The organism is Bordetella genomosp. 13 (assembly GCF_007679965.1).
In the GTDB taxonomy this organism is placed as follows: domain Bacteria; phylum Pseudomonadota; class Gammaproteobacteria; order Burkholderiales; family Burkholderiaceae_B; genus Bordetella.
In genome coordinates, this window is the sequence record NZ_VEHL01000005.1 from 257693 (window position 1) to 271644 (window position 13952).

Genomic DNA, 13952 nt, shown 5'->3' on the forward strand with positions numbered 1-13952 from the left:
AGCCGCGCGATCGGTGGTAGTGCCTCGGTCAAGCGGCGCGTGCCAGCAATGCATCCCGTGCCTGGCGATACTCCTGCTCCAGCTGTTCCACCAGCATGTCGACGGACAGCAGCTCTTGCGCAGCCCCCACGCCCTGGCCGGCGCTCCAGATGTCTTTCCACGCCTTGGCGCGCGATGTGCTGTCCAGGTTGGGAGACGCGGCGCGCCCGCCGGCGGGCAGCAATGCCGGATCGAGTCCGGCCGCGCGCACGCTGTTCGACAGGTAATTCGCGGGCACGCCTGAGAAGTAGGGCGTATACACCACGTCGGCCGCCTGCGACTGCAGCACCATCTCGCGATAGCCGTCGCTGGCCAGTGATTCTTCCGTGGCGATGAAGCGCGTGCCCATGTAGGCATAGTCGCAGCCCAGGGCCTGCGCGGCCAGGATGTCCTTGCCGTGGCTGATACAGCCCGACAGGGCCAGCGGCCCGTCGTAGAACGCGCGTATCTCGTTGACCAGTGCGATGGGGTTCAACTGCCCCGCGTGACCTCCCGCGCCCGCGGCCACCAGGACCAATCCGTCGACTCCCGCGGCCAGCGCGCGCTTGGCATGCTTCACGTTGGTGACGTCATGGAAGACGACGCCGCCGTGGTCCTTCATGCGTTTCACGACCTCGTCGGGGGCATGCAGCGAGGTCACGATCAACGGCACCCGGCGTTCCGCGCAGATGGCCAGATCGCCCTGCCAGCGCGGGTTGGTGGGATGCACGACCAGGTTGACGCCATACGGCGCGACCGGCACGCCGGGCCGTGCCTGGCGGGCGGCCGCCAGTCCGTCCTCGATGCGGCCGAGCCACTGGTGCAGTTGCTCTTGCGGGCGCGCGTTCAGCGATGGAAACGTGCCGACGACGCCGGCCGCGCATTGGGCCACGACCAGGTCGGGTCCGGAAACCAGGAACATCGGCGCGCCGATGACCGGCAGCCGTGTCGGGGCAAGCAGAGTAGTCGGCGCGCGCATGGCTGTCTCCGTGCAGGGTCAGTTCGCCTGGATGTTGGCGCTGGTGACGACGTCGGCCCACAGCGCATATTCCTTGTCGATGCGGGCTTGCAGCGCCTTCGAGTCGCCATCGTTGATGGTGTAGCCGCCTTCGGTCATGGCCTTGCGGAAGGCCGGGTCGCGCGACACCTCCTTCAAAGCCCGGGTCAGCCGGGATTGCACATCCTTCGGCAGGGCGCGCGGCCCCACCAGCGCATACCAGCCTACGACCTCGTAGTCTTTCAGGCCCGCCTCGATCATGGTGGGCACGTCGGGCAGTTCCGGATTGCGGGTCCTGGACGTGACGGCCAGCGCGCGTGCCTTGCCGCTCTTGATGAACGGGATGGCCGTGCTGGTGATGTCGAACATGAAAGTGATCTTGCCGCTGACCACGTCCATCATGGCCGGCGAATTGCCCCGATAGGGCACGTGCAGCATGGGCACGCCGGCCTGCTTCTTGAGCAGCTCCGCGGACAGGTGGTTCGACGCGCCCACGCCGGCGGACCCGAACGATACGCCGTCCGGATGCTTGCGCGCGTAGTCGACCAGCTCGTTTACCGACCTGGCGGGCACCTGCGGCCCCAGCACCAGCACGTTGGTGTAGTCGACCACCAGCCCGACCAGCGAGAAGTCCTTGCGCGGGTCGAACAGCGTGCTGCGCTGGACCAGCGGCGACATGGTCAACGTGGGGCTGGCCGCGAAGCCCAGCAGATAGCCGTCAGGCGTGGCCTTGGCGGTGGCATCGGACGCGATCATGCCGCTGGCGCCAGCGCGGTTCTCCACCACCACGGTCTGGCCCAGCTTGTCGCCCAGGTACTTGGCGAAGACGCGCGCGGTGGTGTCGACGGGGCCCCCTGGGGCATAGCCGACCAGCAGGCGGATCGGTCGATCGGGATAGGCCGGTTGCGCACTGGCGCCCCAGGCGGCCGCCAACGTCGACGCGGCCAGCGCGGCGGTGATGAAGGTCTTGATGTTCACGCTCATGTCTCCTGTTGTCGAGCCGGTCGCGGAACGAACCCCGCAGGGCCACGGGCCTACGCCAGCCTTTCTTTCAGCGGCTGCTTGAGGATCTTGCCGCTGACGGTGGTGGGAATCGATTCGATGAGGACGATGCGTGCCGGCCGCTTGTAGGGCGCCAGCTGGGTGCGCAGGTGTTCCATCAGCCGCGTGATGTCGACCCGTGCGCTGGCCAGGGGCTCGACGAAGGCGACGACCTCTTCGTTGCCGTCCGCTTCGGGCCGGCCGACCACGGCGGACAGGCGTACGCCCGGGAAGGCATTGATGACGGATTCAACTTCGATGGGATATACGTTGAAGCCGGAGCGGATGATGAGGTCTTTCGAGCGGCCCGCGATGAACAGCGCGCCGTCTGCATCGATGTAGCCGATGTCGCCGGTGTCGAGCCAGCCCCCGGGCAGGAGCGCACGCGCGGTCTGTTCGGGATCGCGGTAGTAGCCCAGCATGACACCAGGGCCGCGGATGAAGATGGTGCCGCGCTGGATAGCGACGCGCTGGATAGCGACGCGCTGGATAGCGCCGCGCTGGATGGCGCCGCGGTCATCCTGCGCGGGTGGGAGCGTATCGGGGCGCCCCAGGCGCATCTGGACGCCCTCGACGGCCTGCCCCACACCCACGTCCGTGCGCGGATGGTCGATGTCGGTGATGAACATTGAGCCTGCATACTCGGTGATGCCGTAGCCGTGGTGCATGGGCAGGCCGAAGTAGCGTTCGGCATCGCGCTTGAGCGTGGGATCCAGCGCGGCGCCGCCGGTGTAGACGTAGCGCAGCGCGGGCGCACGCAGGACGCCGCGCGGCGGGGCGGTGGCCAGCATGCGGCTGAACATGGTGGGCACGCCCTGGAGGATGCTGACGCCCGGCTCGGCCAGGGCCCGGAACGCGTCGGCCGGATCGAAGCGGCTGCGCAGCACCAGGCTGGCGCCGGCATGCAGCGATGCCATCAGCACCGTGGCGATGCCGAAGATGTGCGACATGGGCAGCGCGGCGTACCCGATGTCGCCGGGCTGCAGCCTGCGCGATGCGGCCGAGACGCCCGCGAAATGCAGCAGCCCGCGATGCGGCACCATCACGCCCTTGGGGGCGCCGGTGGTGCCCGAGGTGTAGATGACGGTGGCCACCTCGGCGGCCAGCGCGCCTGTTTCGGGTTCGGTGGGGCCATCGGCCAGGGCTACGCGCACCCCCGGCCCCCAGACCTCGGGGTCGGCGCCGCTGGCGCCGGCGTCGTCCGCGTGGCCCTGCGCCGGGCCGGAGATGCCGCTGGTGTAGAGCGACAGCGCGGGCCGCGCGTGCGCGCGGATGACGCCGATCTCGCGCGCGGACAGCCGAGCGTTGACGCCCACCGGCCAGGCCCCGACGATGCCGCACGCGAACAGCGACATGATCATGGGCAGGCAATTCTCGCCCACCACGAGTACGCGATGGCCCGGCTGCACGCCCTGGGCGGCCAGCCACTGCGCCGCCCGCTGCACCTGCCGCCACAGCTGGCCGTAGGTGACGATGCCGCCGCCTTCCTCGTGCAGGCAGGCGGCGTCGGGCTGCCGGCCAGCCTGTCGGGCCAGCACGTCGTGGATGCGGGTGTCTTGCGCTTGCTGCATGGACGGGATGTCGAGTGGTGGCTGCACGGCCGGGATTCGGAGTGTGTCCAGTGTGGCGAAAGCATCCTCGGTTCGGCCATTCTTCATTGCTGAAGCAGGGCTTCTGCGGGCCTGTAGAGGCCGGCCCGCCCTTTATCTACGTGGAAGGCCGACCTCGGCACAGGCAGATTGCCCGCCATGCGGGGGTCGTGGCTAGATACTGGTAAAGGAGGTGACCATGGATCTGAACTGGACGCCGCAAGAGCGTCGCTTCCGCGAAGCGGTGCGCGCCTTCGCCGCCGACAAGCTGCCCGCCGACATCCGCAACAAGGTGCTGAAGCATCGGCGGCTGGAGCGGGACGACTACGTGCGCTGGCACAACGTGCTGGCCGACCAGGGGTGGGGCGCGCCCAACTGGCCGGTCGAGCATGGCGGCACGGGCTGGAGCCCCATGCAGCGGCTCATCTTCGAGGTCGAATGCTTCAAGGCCGGCGCGCCACGACTGCTGCCCTTCGGTCTCGGCATGATCGGCCCCGTGCTGATGAAGTACGGCAGCGCCGCGCAACAGGCGGAACTGCTGCCGCGCATCATCCGCGTGCAGGACTGGTGGTGCCAGGGCTATTCCGAGCCGGGATCGGGCTCCGACCTGGCCTCGCTGAGCACGCGCGCCGAACGCGACGGCGACTGCTACGTGGTCAACGGCCAGAAGACCTGGACCACGCTGGCGCAGTACGCCGACCGCATGTTCTGCCTGGTGCGCACCGACCCCGAGGCGCGTGCGCAGCGCGGCATCTCGATGCTGCTGCTGGACATGCATGCGCCCGGCGTCACCGTGCGGCCCATTCGCACGCTGGACGGCGGCCACGACGTGAACGAGGTCTGGCTGGAGAACGTGCGCGTGCCCGTGGCCAACCTGGTCGGCGCAGAGAACCAGGGCTGGACCTACGCCAAATACCTGCTGGGGCACGAACGCACCGGCATCGCGGGCCTGGGGCATTGTCATCGCGAGCTGGGCATCCTGAAGGACATGGCCGCGCGCACGCAGGTGCACGGGCGGCCGCTGCTGCAGGACACCCGTTTCCGCGACCGCATCACGCGTATCGAGGTGGACATCATGGCGCTGGAGATGCTGCTGCTGCGGGTGGCGTCGGACACGGGCGGTGTGCCCGGTCCCGAGGCCTCGGTGCTGAAGATCCGTGGATCCGAGATCCAGCAGGACCTGGCCATGCTGCAGATGGAAGTGGCGGGCCCCGATGCATGGCCCTACGACCCCGAATGGATGCTGGCCGAGGCGGACTACCACGGGCCGGGGCCCGACATGGCCGCCGCCGCCGGGGCGGGGTACGCCGACATGCGCAAGACCTCCATCTATGGCGGCACGACCGAGGTGCAGAAGGGCATCATCGCCCGCATGGTGTTGGGGCTGTAAGGGGGAACGCGATGGATTTTCTCTATACCGAAGAACAACGCATGCTGGCCGACAGCCTGCGCCGCCTGGTCGGACAGGCCTGGACTTTTCCGGCCCGCCGCGCGCGGCAGGACGCGAGCACGCTCGATCCGCAAGCCTGGAACGCTCTGGCCGAACTGGGCGTGCTGGGGTTGACCATCGCGCAGGAGCACGGTGGCTTCGGCGAAGTGCCGGCCAGCCTGCTGCCGGTCCATCTCGAACTGGGCCGTGGGCTGGTATCCGAACCCGTCATCCCCAGCGCCGTCATGGCCGCCGCCCTGATCGACGCCTGCCGCGACGCGGTGCGGGCGCGCTGGCTGCCGGGCATTGCCAGTGGCGAACGCATCGTCAGCGTGGCCTGGCAGGAGCCCGGCCGGCGCTATGACGCCGATCCCCGCGACTGCCGTGCCACGCGCGGCGCGGAGGGTTGGCGGCTGGACGGCGCCAAGCACCTGGTCTGGCATGGCGCCGCGGCCACGCATTGGCTGGTCAGCGCGCGCGACCAGTCCGGCCAGCCGGCCTTGTTCGCCATGCCCGCCCATACCGAAGGCGTGCGCGTCGCGGACACGCCCACACTGGATGGCGCGCGCTGCGCGCGCCTGGACCTGGACCACGCGCGCCTGCCTCACGATGCCCTGCTGGTGCAGGGCGAGGCCGCCACCGCGGCGCTGGCCAATGCCATCGATTGGGGTTCGGCGGCATTGTGCGCGCATGCGGCCGGCGCGATGGAACGCCTGTTGGAAATCACCGTCGAGTATCTCAAGACACGCAAGCAGTTCGGCCAGCCGCTGGTTTCCTTCCAGGCGCTGCAGCACCGCACGGCTGAAATGCTGGTGGCGCGCGAACTGGCGCTTTCCATGGCCTACGTGGCCGTGGCGGCGCTCAGCGAACCCGATGCCGTGCAGCGGCGCCGCATGCTGGCCAGCGCCAAGCTCGAGGCCGCGCGTACCGCCCGACTCGTCAGCCAGCTCGCCGTCCAGTTGCACGGGGGCATGGGCATGACCGACGAGCTCGAAGTCGGCGACTACTTCAAGCGCCTGACCATGGTCGACCTGCTGCTGGGCGACAGCGCCGAGCAACTGGCGGTGCTGGCGGAGTTGCCATGAGCCCGCCGGGCCGCCCCGGCACCCAAGTCCAAGTGATCAAACGAGGCAGTACCAAGGGACAGCAATGAGCGAAGCCACACAGGCGGCGGCCTACACGCAGATCGAATTCACGCTGGAGCAGGGAGTGGGCAGGATCGTGCTGAACCGGCCCGACAGGATGAACAGCTTCACCGAAGTGATGCACCAGGAACTGGCGCGCGCGCTGGACGTGCTCGAAGGCCATGACGGCCTGCGCGGCCTGATCCTGACCGGGGCGGGGCGAGGCTTCTGCGCCGGGCAGGACCTGGGAGAGCGCAAGCCTGCCGAGGACGGCACGCGCCGCGATCTCAGCCTGGCGCTGCTGAAGTACTACCGGCCGCTGGTCATGCGCCTGCGCGCCTTGCCCGTGCCGGTGGTCTGCCTGATGAACGGCGTGGCCGCCGGTGCGGGCGCCAGCCTGGTGCTGGCCTGCGACGTGGTCTATGCCATCGAGTCCGCGCGCTTCGTGCAGGCCTTCAGCAAGATCGGCCTGATACCCGACGCAGGGGGCACCTGGTTCCTGCCGCGCCTGGTGGGCACGGGACGCGCGCTGGGAATGACGCTGTTCGGCGAGCCGCTGTCCGCGCGCCAGGCGCAGGCCTGGGGCCTGATCTGGAAGGTGGTGCCCGACGATGCGCGCGAGGACACCCTGGCCGAGATCCATGCCACGCTGGCGGCCGGTCCCACGCGGGCCTATGGCGCGGCCAAGCAGGCGCTGCACGCCGCCGGCGCCAACACGCTGGAGCAACACTTCGAGCTCGAGGCCCGCCTGCAACGCGAGTTGGGCCATACGGACGACTACCTGGAAGGCATGCATGCCTTCGCGCAGAAACGCCCACCCGAATTCAAGGGACGGTGACGCCGACGGTCATGGGGGAGCCGTTTCCCACCGGCTCTGCTGGCTGGGGAAGGGGCGCGGCGCCTTGCTGCGGCCCCGAGATTTCGGCCTCTAAAACCCCACCTTGAGCAAAAACGAATTCCCAACGCCCGCAGGGTGCTGCATCCTGCGCTTCTGGGACGCTCGGGCACGGCCGGCGTCAAGAATAGGATGATCGACATGAGCAACTCCAATCCCGCCGACTGGATCGGCAGCAGCGAGCGCAAGCCGGACGCCCTGGATCCCGGCCATGTGCAGCGCGTGGCTGCCACCCTGGGCCGCCCCGCCCCCGCACAGGGCGAACCCCTGCCGCCGCTGTGGCAGTGGGCGTTCTTCATCAGTGCGGTCGAGGGCCAGGGGCTGGGCACGGACGGCCATCCGGCGCGCGGCGGCTTCCTGCCCCCCGCCAACGACCGCAACCGCATGTGGGCCGGCGGCCGCGTCACGTTCGGCCAGCCCCTGAAGGTCGGCGTGCCGGCCGAGCGAGTGTCCACCGTGCAGGACGTCAAGGAAAAGACCGGCCGCACCGGCTCGCTGCTGTTCGTCACCGTGCGCCACGAATACCACCAGGAAGGCCGCGTCGCCTTCCACGAAGAGCAGGACATCGTCTATCGGCAGCCTTCGCCGCCCAAGCTCGCGGGCACCGGGCCGGCGCCCGAGGCGCAATGGCGCGATCCGGTGGATCCCACCCCGGTGCTGCTGTTCCGCTACTCAGCCGTCACGTTCAACGGCCACCGCATCCACTACGACCACCCCTACGTCACCGAGACCGAGGGCTATCCCGGCCTGGTGGTGCACGGCCCGCTCATCGCCACCGAAATGGTGGCCGCGTTCGCGCGGGCCCATCCCAATGCCAGGCTGGAACACCTGGCCTACCGCGGCCTGCGTCCGCTGATCTCTCCCACCCGTTTTCACGCGGCCGGCCGCGTCACCGAAGCCGGCGTCGCCCAGCTGTGGGCCGAGCAGGACGGCACCCTGGCCCACCAAGCCGAACTGAGGTTCTCGGAATGACCCAAGCCGCTACCGCCCGTCCGCTGGACGGCATCACCGTCATCAGCCTGGAACATGCCATCGCCGCGCCGTTCTGCACGCGCCAGCTGGCCGACATGGGCGCCCAGGTCATCAAGATCGAACGGCCCGGCTCGGGCGACTTCGCGCGCGGCTACGACGAGCGCGTGCGCGGCCTGTCCTCGCATTTCGTGTGGACCAACCGTTCCAAGCAGAGCCTGTCGCTGAACCTCAAGCACCCCGAGGCGGGCGACGTGATGGAGCGCCTGCTGGCCTCGGCCGACGTGCTGGTGCAGAACCTGGCGCCCGGCGCGGCCGAGCGCCTGGGCCTGTCGTTCGAGACGCTGCACGCCAAGTATCCACGCCTGATCGTCTGCGACATCTCGGGCTACGGCGAAGGCGGTCCGTACCAGGACAAGAAGGCCTACGATCTGCTCATCCAGAGCGAAAGCGGCTTCGTGTCGGTCACGGGCACGCAGCAGGACACGGCCAAGGCGGGCTGCTCGATCTCCGACATCGCCGCCGGCATGTACGCCTATTCCTCCATCCTGAACGCGCTGCTGCTGCGCCAGCGCACCGGCGAAGGCAGCCGCATCGACGTCTCCATGCTGGAAAGCATGGTCGAGTGGATGGGCTTTCCCATGTACTACGCCTTCGAGGGCGCACCGCCGCCCGTGCGCGCGGGCGCGGCGCACGCCACCATCTATCCGTACGGCCCGTTTCCCGTGGGCGACGGGGCCACCATCATGCTGGGCCTGCAGAACGAGCGCGAATGGGTCGTCTTCTGTGACAAGGTCCTGGGCCAGCCTGGCCTGGCGCAGGACGAGCGGTTCTCGTCCAACTCGCGCCGCGCCGCCAACCGCGATGCGCTGCGTGCCTTGATCGTCGACGCGTTCTCGGCGCTGGACGTGCAGGAGGTGGCCGATCGCCTGGACGCCGCGCAGATCGCCAATGCGCGCGTCAACGACATGGCGGGCGTCTGGGCGCATCCTCAGCTGCAGGCGCGCGGTCGCTGGCGAGAGATCGGCAGCCCCGCGGGCACCTTGCCGGCCTTGCTGCCGCCAGCGTCCAGCACGGCCTTCGAGCCGCGCATGGACCCCGTGCCGGCGGTCGGCGAACACACGGATGCGGTGCTAGCATCGTTGGGATACGCGCCCGACGAGGTCGCGAAACTTCACGCCACCGAGGTCGTCTGATGCCATCGTCGCTCCTGCTGCGCACCGCGCTGTTCGTTCCCGCCTCGCGTCCCGAGCGCATTCCCAAGGCCCTGGCCAGCGGGGCCGACACCGTCATCGTCGACCTCGAGGACGCCGTCGAGCATCTGGCCAAGGATGCGGCGCGCGAGGCACTGTGCGACTTCCTGGGCACGCAGCCTCAGGCCCGCGTCTGGGTACGCGTCAACGATGCGTCCACGCCCTGGCACGAGGACGATCTGCGGGCCTGCCGTGGCCGCTCGAACGTGGCGGCCATCATGCTGCCCAAGACCGAGAGCATGGCGCAGGTGCGCCATGCGTCGCAGAGCGGCATTCCCATCGTGCCTATCATCGAGACCGCCCGCGGCGTACTGCACGTGGGCGAGATCGCGGCCACGCCGGGTATCGCGCGCCTGTCCTTCGGCGGGCTGGACCTGGGCGCCGACCTGAACCTGGTGCCCGACAGCCCGGGCGAGGCGGTGCTGCTGAACCACGCGCGCGCGCAGGTGCTGCTGCACAGCCGCGCGGCGGGCCTGGCGGCGCCGCTGGACGGCGTCTACCCCGACATCCAGGACATCGTCGGCCTGCGCGTGGCGGCCACGCGTGCCCGCGACATGGGCTTTGCCGGCATGATGTGCATCCATCCCAGCCAGATCGGCGTGGTGCACGACGCCTACCAGCCTCCGCAGGACGACGTCGACTGGGCGCGCCGCGTGGTGCAGGCCTATCGCGACAACAATGCGGGCGCTTTCCGCCTGGACGGCAAGATGGTCGATGCGCCCGTGGTGGCGCGGGCGCGCCAGGTATTGGAACGAGCGGGCGAACTCAGCAGCTGAGCGCCCAGGTTCGGGTTGCGGCACGTGCCCGTTGGCCGTGTCCCAGCCCAGGCCATCCGCTTGGCATCGCTGGCCCCGCCGCAAGCCGTCGCGCAGCCTTTTCGCGGTCCGGATTCCCTCACTCTCAGCCTTGTCGGCGTTCTGCTTCCCGCATTGGCTAGCCTTATCGGCTGTCCGGCCGCCGCGCTCGCTCAGCCTTCCCGACGGCCCGGCTATAGCGGCGTTATCGCCTGGTCCGGCAACGCCGCGATCAGCGCATCCAGGCCACCCTGCGCCAGCGCCAGCCCGGGGGCCAGGTCGCGCAGCGGCAGCAGCACGAACGCGCGCTCGTGCATGCGTGGGTGAGGCAGGATCAAACGCTCCGTGGCCATCCGCGCATCGCCGTGCAGCAGCAGGTCCAGATCCAGCGTGCGGGGGGCGTGGCGATAGGGCCGCAGGCGGCCATGGCGCTGCTCGATGGCCTGCAGCACGTCCAGCAGCGCGACAGGCGACAACGTGGTGTCCAGCGCCGCGACGGCGTTGACGAAATCGGGCCCGGCGGCGTCCACCGGCGCGCTGCGATACCACGGCGACACCCGGCAGGACAGGATGCCGGGCGTGGCGGCCAGTTCGTCCAGCGCCGCGGTGAGCGTGGCGGCGCTGTCGCCCAGGTTGGATCCCAGGCCGACGTAGGCCCGCACCGGGGCTGACCTTGCCGCATTCATGGCCCGACCCTGCCCCGGCGCGGCCCCGTGCCCGCCACCGGCCTGGTCCACCGGACCCGCCTGGACCTGGTCTTGCGCGGCATGCCGGGAGGCCTCCTTGCCGCCGCCCGGCAGGCTCAGTGGGATACCTTCGTGCTCCGCACTCCGGTATTCGCCTTTGGGGCGGCTCGGCAGGCTCAGTGGGATACCTTCGTGCTCCGCACTCCGGTATTCGCCTTTGGGGCGGCCCGGCAGGCTCATGCGCCGTCGGCCGGCGTGGGACCCGCGTTGCCGCTGTTGTCGCCGCCACGGCCGCCGCCACCGCCGCCACCCGAACGGCGGCGGCGCGGACGGCGCTTGCGCGCGGGGCGTTCACCCGATTCCGAAGCGAAGCCGGAATCCGAGCCGGAACCCGACGCGGAACCCGAGCCCGAGCCCGACTCGCGCGGCAGGCGGGCGGTGTCCTCGATCATCTCGGCGCGCGTGGCGTCGTCGGCATTGGCCAGATCCATCCACCATTGCGCCAGCACGCTGTCGAACTCGCCGGCGGCGGCCCGCAGCTGCAGGAAATCGCAGGCGGCGCGGAAGCGCGGCTGCTCGATCATGCGGTAGGCGGTCTTGCCCTGGCGGCGTTCGAAGCGCGGCTGCATGAACCAGATCTCGCGCATGTCGGACGAGAAGCGGCGCTGGATGGCCAGCTTCTCGGTCTGCTCGTCCAGCACCGAGTCGGCGGCCTGCACCAGCGCCGGCATGGTGTGCTCGCCCTGGGCGCGCAGCTGCTTCCAGCGCGCGTCCACCAGGCGCCACAGCAGCGCGGCGAACAGGAAGCTGGGGCTGATGCCCTTGCCGGCCCGCACGCGCGCGTCGGTGCGCTCCAGCGCCTGTTCGACGAAGTTCTCGCCGCCAGGTTGTTCCAGCACCACGTCCAGCAGCGGCAGCAGCCCATGGTGCAGCCCTTCGTTGCGCAGCTGGCGCAGGCAGTCCATGGCATGGCCGCAGGTCAGCAGCTTCAGCATCTCGTCGAACAGCCGCGAGGCGGGCACGTTCTCGATCAGGCCCGCCATGGTGCGGATCGGCTGTCGCGTGGACGTCTCGATGGTGCCGTTGAGCTTGGCCGCGAAACGCACGGCGCGCAGCATGCGTACCGGGTCTTCGCGATAGCGCTTGATCGGATCGCCGATCATGGTGATCTGGCGCTTCTTCAGGTCCTGCACACCGTTGTGGTAGTCGATCACTTCCTCGGTGTGCGGATCGTAGTACAGCGCGTTCATGGTGAAGTCGCGCCGCGCGGCGTCCTGCTCCTGCGACCCGAACACGTTGTCGCGCAGGATGCGGCCGTGCTCGTCGGTTTCCTGGGTCTCGTTGGCGGGGGCCCGGAAGGTCGACGTCTCGATGATCTCCTGGCCGAACACCACGTGCACCAGCTGGAAGCGGCGGCCGATGATGCGGGCGCGGCGGAACAGCGGGCGGATCTGCTCGGGCGTGGCATTGGTGGCGACGTCGAAGTCCTTGGGCTCGAGGCCGACGATCAGGTCGCGTACCGCGCCGCCGACGATGTAGGCCTCGTAGCCGTGCTGGCGCAGCACTTCACAGACCTTGATGGCGTGGCGCGAGACGTTGCGGCGGTCGATGCCATGGCGTTCGCGCTCGATGCGCAGGGGCCCCCCGGCGACGGTCGGGCCGAACAGCCGGCCGACGAATTTTTTTATGGTGGTTGTGATCATTTATCTACGACTTGGCATCCAGGGTGTGATCGAACAGGTCGAGCACGGTCCAGTTCTGGCGCTCGGCGATGGCCCGCAGCGCGGGGCTGGGGTTGGTGGCGATCGGGCGGGTGACCTGCTCCAGCAGGGGCACGTCGTTGACCGAATCGCTATAAAAGAACGTTTCCGCGAAATCCGCAAGCGTCAGCTCCAGGCCGGCCAGCCATTGGTGCACGCGCACCACCTTGCCTTCGCGGAAGCTGGGCGTGCCGTGGATGCGGCCGGTGTAGCGGCCCGCCGCGTATTCGGGGTCGGTGGCCACCAGGTGCGGCACGCCGAAGGCGCGCGCGATGGGGGCGGTGACGAAGCTGTTGGTGGCGGTGACCACGGCGCACAGGTCGCCGGCCTGCAGGTGCTCGGCCACCAGGTCCACCGCGCGTGCCGTGAAGGCGGGGCGGATGACCTGGGCCATGAATTCCTCGTGCCACAGGGCAAGGTCGTACGGCGTGTGCGCGGCCAGCAGGCCCAGCATGAATTCGGCGGCCTGTTCGGCGGTCAGCTCGCCGCGGTTGTAGCGATCCATCAGGTCGTCGTTGCGGCGGCGCGCTTCGTCGGGGTCGCCGGCGCGGCCCGTGCGGGCCAGGAAATCGGCCCACTGATAGTCGCTGTCCAGCGGCAGCAGCGTGTGGTCCAGGTCGAACAGGGCGAGGCGGCGGGAAGCGGTCATGGCAAGTGAGGGTCTGCCAGCATGGTGCGCAGCAGCGGAATGGTGATGGGCCGGCCCGTGGCCAGCGAGTAGCGGTCCAGCATGTCCACCAGGGTGGTCAGCTTGCGGATGTCGCGCTCGTAGTGGGTGAACATCCAGTTGACGACTTCCGGGTTCAGGTACAGGCCGCGATCGGCCGCACGGGCGGTGAGGGCGGACAGCTTGTCGGCGTCGGACAGCGGCTCGAGCCGGAAGACCAGGTCCCAGCCGAGGCGGGTGCGCAGATCCTCGCGCAGGGGCATGGACATCGGCGCGCGGTCGCCCGACACGGCCAGGGCGAAGGCCCGGCTGGTGGCCGCGGATTCGCGCCAGCGATTGTACAGGGCGAACAGGGCGGCCTGCCGGGGCTCGTCCATGCGGTGCACGTCGTCGATGGCCGCCACGCGCGGCAGGACGGGCGAATCGATCTCGGCCAGGGCGCGGATCAGCGCGACGTCGCTGTCGGCGTTCAGGAAGATGCTGCCGGGCTCGGAGGACAGGGCGCGCAGCAGGTGGCTGCTGCCGCAGCCGGAAGGACCCCAGAGATACATGGCCCGGCCTGGGGACAACGCGCGCGCGGCCGCCACCGCCGCCCCGTTGGGACCGGCGATGTAGTTGGCCAGCGTGGGGGCCGGCGCGGTAAGGACGTCAAGCAACAACTGGCGAGTCATGGGCAGCGATAGAAACAGGCTTTCCGGGGGAATTCGGCGCCGGGAACGGCGGTTTGGCC

The 13952-nt window shown here is 69.5% G+C and carries 13 protein-coding genes; 6 read left to right on the top strand and 7 right to left on the bottom strand.

Features of this window, described 5'->3' with window-relative positions; all coding sequences use genetic code 11:
* Nucleotides 1-28 precede the first annotated feature (28 nt).
* Genes FS845_RS14480 through FS845_RS14490 form a run of 3 tightly spaced genes read right to left on the bottom strand, consistent with a single transcriptional unit; the run spans nucleotide 29 to nucleotide 3627 of the window.
* Complete coding sequence (locus tag FS845_RS14480; RefSeq protein WP_144636481.1) at nucleotides 29-997, bottom strand: NAD(P)H-dependent flavin oxidoreductase; 969 nt, start codon at nucleotides 995-997, stop codon at nucleotides 29-31.
* Nucleotides 998-1015: 18 nt separating this feature from the next.
* The gene (locus FS845_RS14485; protein ID WP_186332289.1) at nucleotides 1016-1999 is read right to left on the bottom strand and encodes a tripartite tricarboxylate transporter substrate binding protein; all 984 of its coding nucleotides are present in this window, start codon (nucleotides 1997-1999) and stop codon (nucleotides 1016-1018) included.
* Between the two features lie 50 nt (nucleotides 2000-2049).
* Nucleotides 2050-3627 (bottom strand): class I adenylate-forming enzyme family protein, encoded by a 1578-nt coding sequence (locus tag FS845_RS14490; RefSeq protein WP_144636485.1) that lies wholly within the window; start codon nucleotides 3625-3627, stop codon nucleotides 2050-2052.
* Between the two features lie 217 nt (nucleotides 3628-3844).
* Here FS845_RS14490 and FS845_RS14495 point away from each other — a divergent pair, with 217 nt between their 5' ends.
* From FS845_RS14495 to FS845_RS14520, 6 genes are all read left to right on the top strand, one after another.
* The gene (locus FS845_RS14495; protein WP_144636487.1) at nucleotides 3845-5035 is read left to right on the top strand and encodes an acyl-CoA dehydrogenase family protein; all 1191 of its coding nucleotides are present in this window, start codon (nucleotides 3845-3847) and stop codon (nucleotides 5033-5035) included.
* A gap of 11 nt (nucleotides 5036-5046) precedes the next feature.
* Nucleotides 5047-6159: an acyl-CoA dehydrogenase family protein gene (locus tag FS845_RS14500; RefSeq protein ID WP_144636489.1), complete on the top strand. Its 1113-nt coding sequence runs from the start codon at nucleotides 5047-5049 to the stop codon at nucleotides 6157-6159.
* A gap of 64 nt (nucleotides 6160-6223) precedes the next feature.
* The gene (locus FS845_RS14505) at nucleotides 6224-7036 is read left to right on the top strand and encodes an enoyl-CoA hydratase-related protein (protein ID WP_144636491.1); all 813 of its coding nucleotides are present in this window, start codon (nucleotides 6224-6226) and stop codon (nucleotides 7034-7036) included.
* Between the two features lie 198 nt (nucleotides 7037-7234).
* The gene (locus FS845_RS14510; protein WP_144636493.1) at nucleotides 7235-8065 is read left to right on the top strand and encodes a MaoC family dehydratase N-terminal domain-containing protein; all 831 of its coding nucleotides are present in this window, start codon (nucleotides 7235-7237) and stop codon (nucleotides 8063-8065) included.
* Complete coding sequence (locus FS845_RS14515) at nucleotides 8062-9258, top strand: CaiB/BaiF CoA transferase family protein (RefSeq protein WP_144636495.1); 1197 nt, start codon at nucleotides 8062-8064, stop codon at nucleotides 9256-9258. Before FS845_RS14510 ends, FS845_RS14515 begins: the two co-directional genes overlap by 4 nt.
* Nucleotides 9258-10091, top strand: a complete 834-nt coding sequence (locus FS845_RS14520) for an HpcH/HpaI aldolase/citrate lyase family protein (protein ID WP_144636497.1) — start codon at nucleotides 9258-9260, stop codon at nucleotides 10089-10091. The genes FS845_RS14515 and FS845_RS14520 overlap by 1 nt, the downstream gene beginning before the upstream one ends.
* Before the next feature lie 212 nt (nucleotides 10092-10303).
* On the opposite strand, the gene FS845_RS14525 is transcribed toward FS845_RS14520, so the two are convergent.
* The 4 genes from FS845_RS14525 to hda form a co-directional block, all read right to left on the bottom strand.
* The gene (locus FS845_RS14525; protein WP_144636499.1) at nucleotides 10304-10795 is read right to left on the bottom strand and encodes a 2-amino-4-hydroxy-6-hydroxymethyldihydropteridine diphosphokinase; all 492 of its coding nucleotides are present in this window, start codon (nucleotides 10793-10795) and stop codon (nucleotides 10304-10306) included.
* 236 nt (nucleotides 10796-11031) lie between these two features.
* Nucleotides 11032-12498: a polynucleotide adenylyltransferase PcnB gene (gene pcnB / locus FS845_RS14530; RefSeq protein WP_144636501.1), complete on the bottom strand. Its 1467-nt coding sequence runs from the start codon at nucleotides 12496-12498 to the stop codon at nucleotides 11032-11034.
* A gap of 4 nt (nucleotides 12499-12502) precedes the next feature.
* A complete protein-coding gene (locus FS845_RS14535) occupies nucleotides 12503-13204 on the bottom strand; it encodes an HAD family hydrolase (protein WP_144636503.1) in 702 nt (233 codons plus the stop codon).
* Nucleotides 13201-13893 (bottom strand): DnaA regulatory inactivator Hda, encoded by a 693-nt coding sequence (gene hda, locus FS845_RS14540; protein WP_144636505.1) that lies wholly within the window; start codon nucleotides 13891-13893, stop codon nucleotides 13201-13203. The genes FS845_RS14535 and hda overlap by 4 nt, the downstream gene beginning before the upstream one ends.
* Between the last annotated feature and the right edge of the window lie 59 nt (nucleotides 13894-13952).

What these genes read in the sequence shown, in the direction of transcription:
- FS845_RS14480 (WP_144636481.1), bottom strand. Translation starts at nt 997, where the DNA reads ATGCGCGCGCCGACTACTCTGCTTGCCCCGACACGGCTGCCGGTCATC.
- FS845_RS14485 (WP_186332289.1), bottom strand. Translation starts at nt 1,999, where the DNA reads ATGAGCGTGAACATCAAGACCTTCATCACCGCCGCGCTGGCCGCGTCG.
- FS845_RS14490 (WP_144636485.1), bottom strand. Translation starts at nt 3,627, where the DNA reads ATGCAGCAAGCGCAAGACACCCGCATCCACGACGTGCTGGCCCGACAG.
- FS845_RS14495 (WP_144636487.1), top strand. Translation starts at nt 3,845, where the DNA reads ATGGATCTGAACTGGACGCCGCAAGAGCGTCGCTTCCGCGAAGCGGTG.
- FS845_RS14500 (WP_144636489.1), top strand. Translation starts at nt 5,047, where the DNA reads ATGGATTTTCTCTATACCGAAGAACAACGCATGCTGGCCGACAGCCTG.
- FS845_RS14505 (WP_144636491.1), top strand. Translation starts at nt 6,224, where the DNA reads ATGAGCGAAGCCACACAGGCGGCGGCCTACACGCAGATCGAATTCACG.
- FS845_RS14510 (WP_144636493.1), top strand. Translation starts at nt 7,235, where the DNA reads ATGAGCAACTCCAATCCCGCCGACTGGATCGGCAGCAGCGAGCGCAAG.
- FS845_RS14515 (WP_144636495.1), top strand. Translation starts at nt 8,062, where the DNA reads ATGACCCAAGCCGCTACCGCCCGTCCGCTGGACGGCATCACCGTCATC.
- FS845_RS14520 (WP_144636497.1), top strand. Translation starts at nt 9,258, where the DNA reads ATGCCATCGTCGCTCCTGCTGCGCACCGCGCTGTTCGTTCCCGCCTCG.
- FS845_RS14525 (WP_144636499.1), bottom strand. Translation starts at nt 10,795, where the DNA reads ATGAATGCGGCAAGGTCAGCCCCGGTGCGGGCCTACGTCGGCCTGGGA.
- pcnB (WP_144636501.1), bottom strand. Translation starts at nt 12,498, where the DNA reads ATGATCACAACCACCATAAAAAAATTCGTCGGCCGGCTGTTCGGCCCG.
- FS845_RS14535 (WP_144636503.1), bottom strand. Translation starts at nt 13,204, where the DNA reads ATGACCGCTTCCCGCCGCCTCGCCCTGTTCGACCTGGACCACACGCTG.
- hda (WP_144636505.1), bottom strand. Translation starts at nt 13,893, where the DNA reads ATGACTCGCCAGTTGTTGCTTGACGTCCTTACCGCGCCGGCCCCCACG.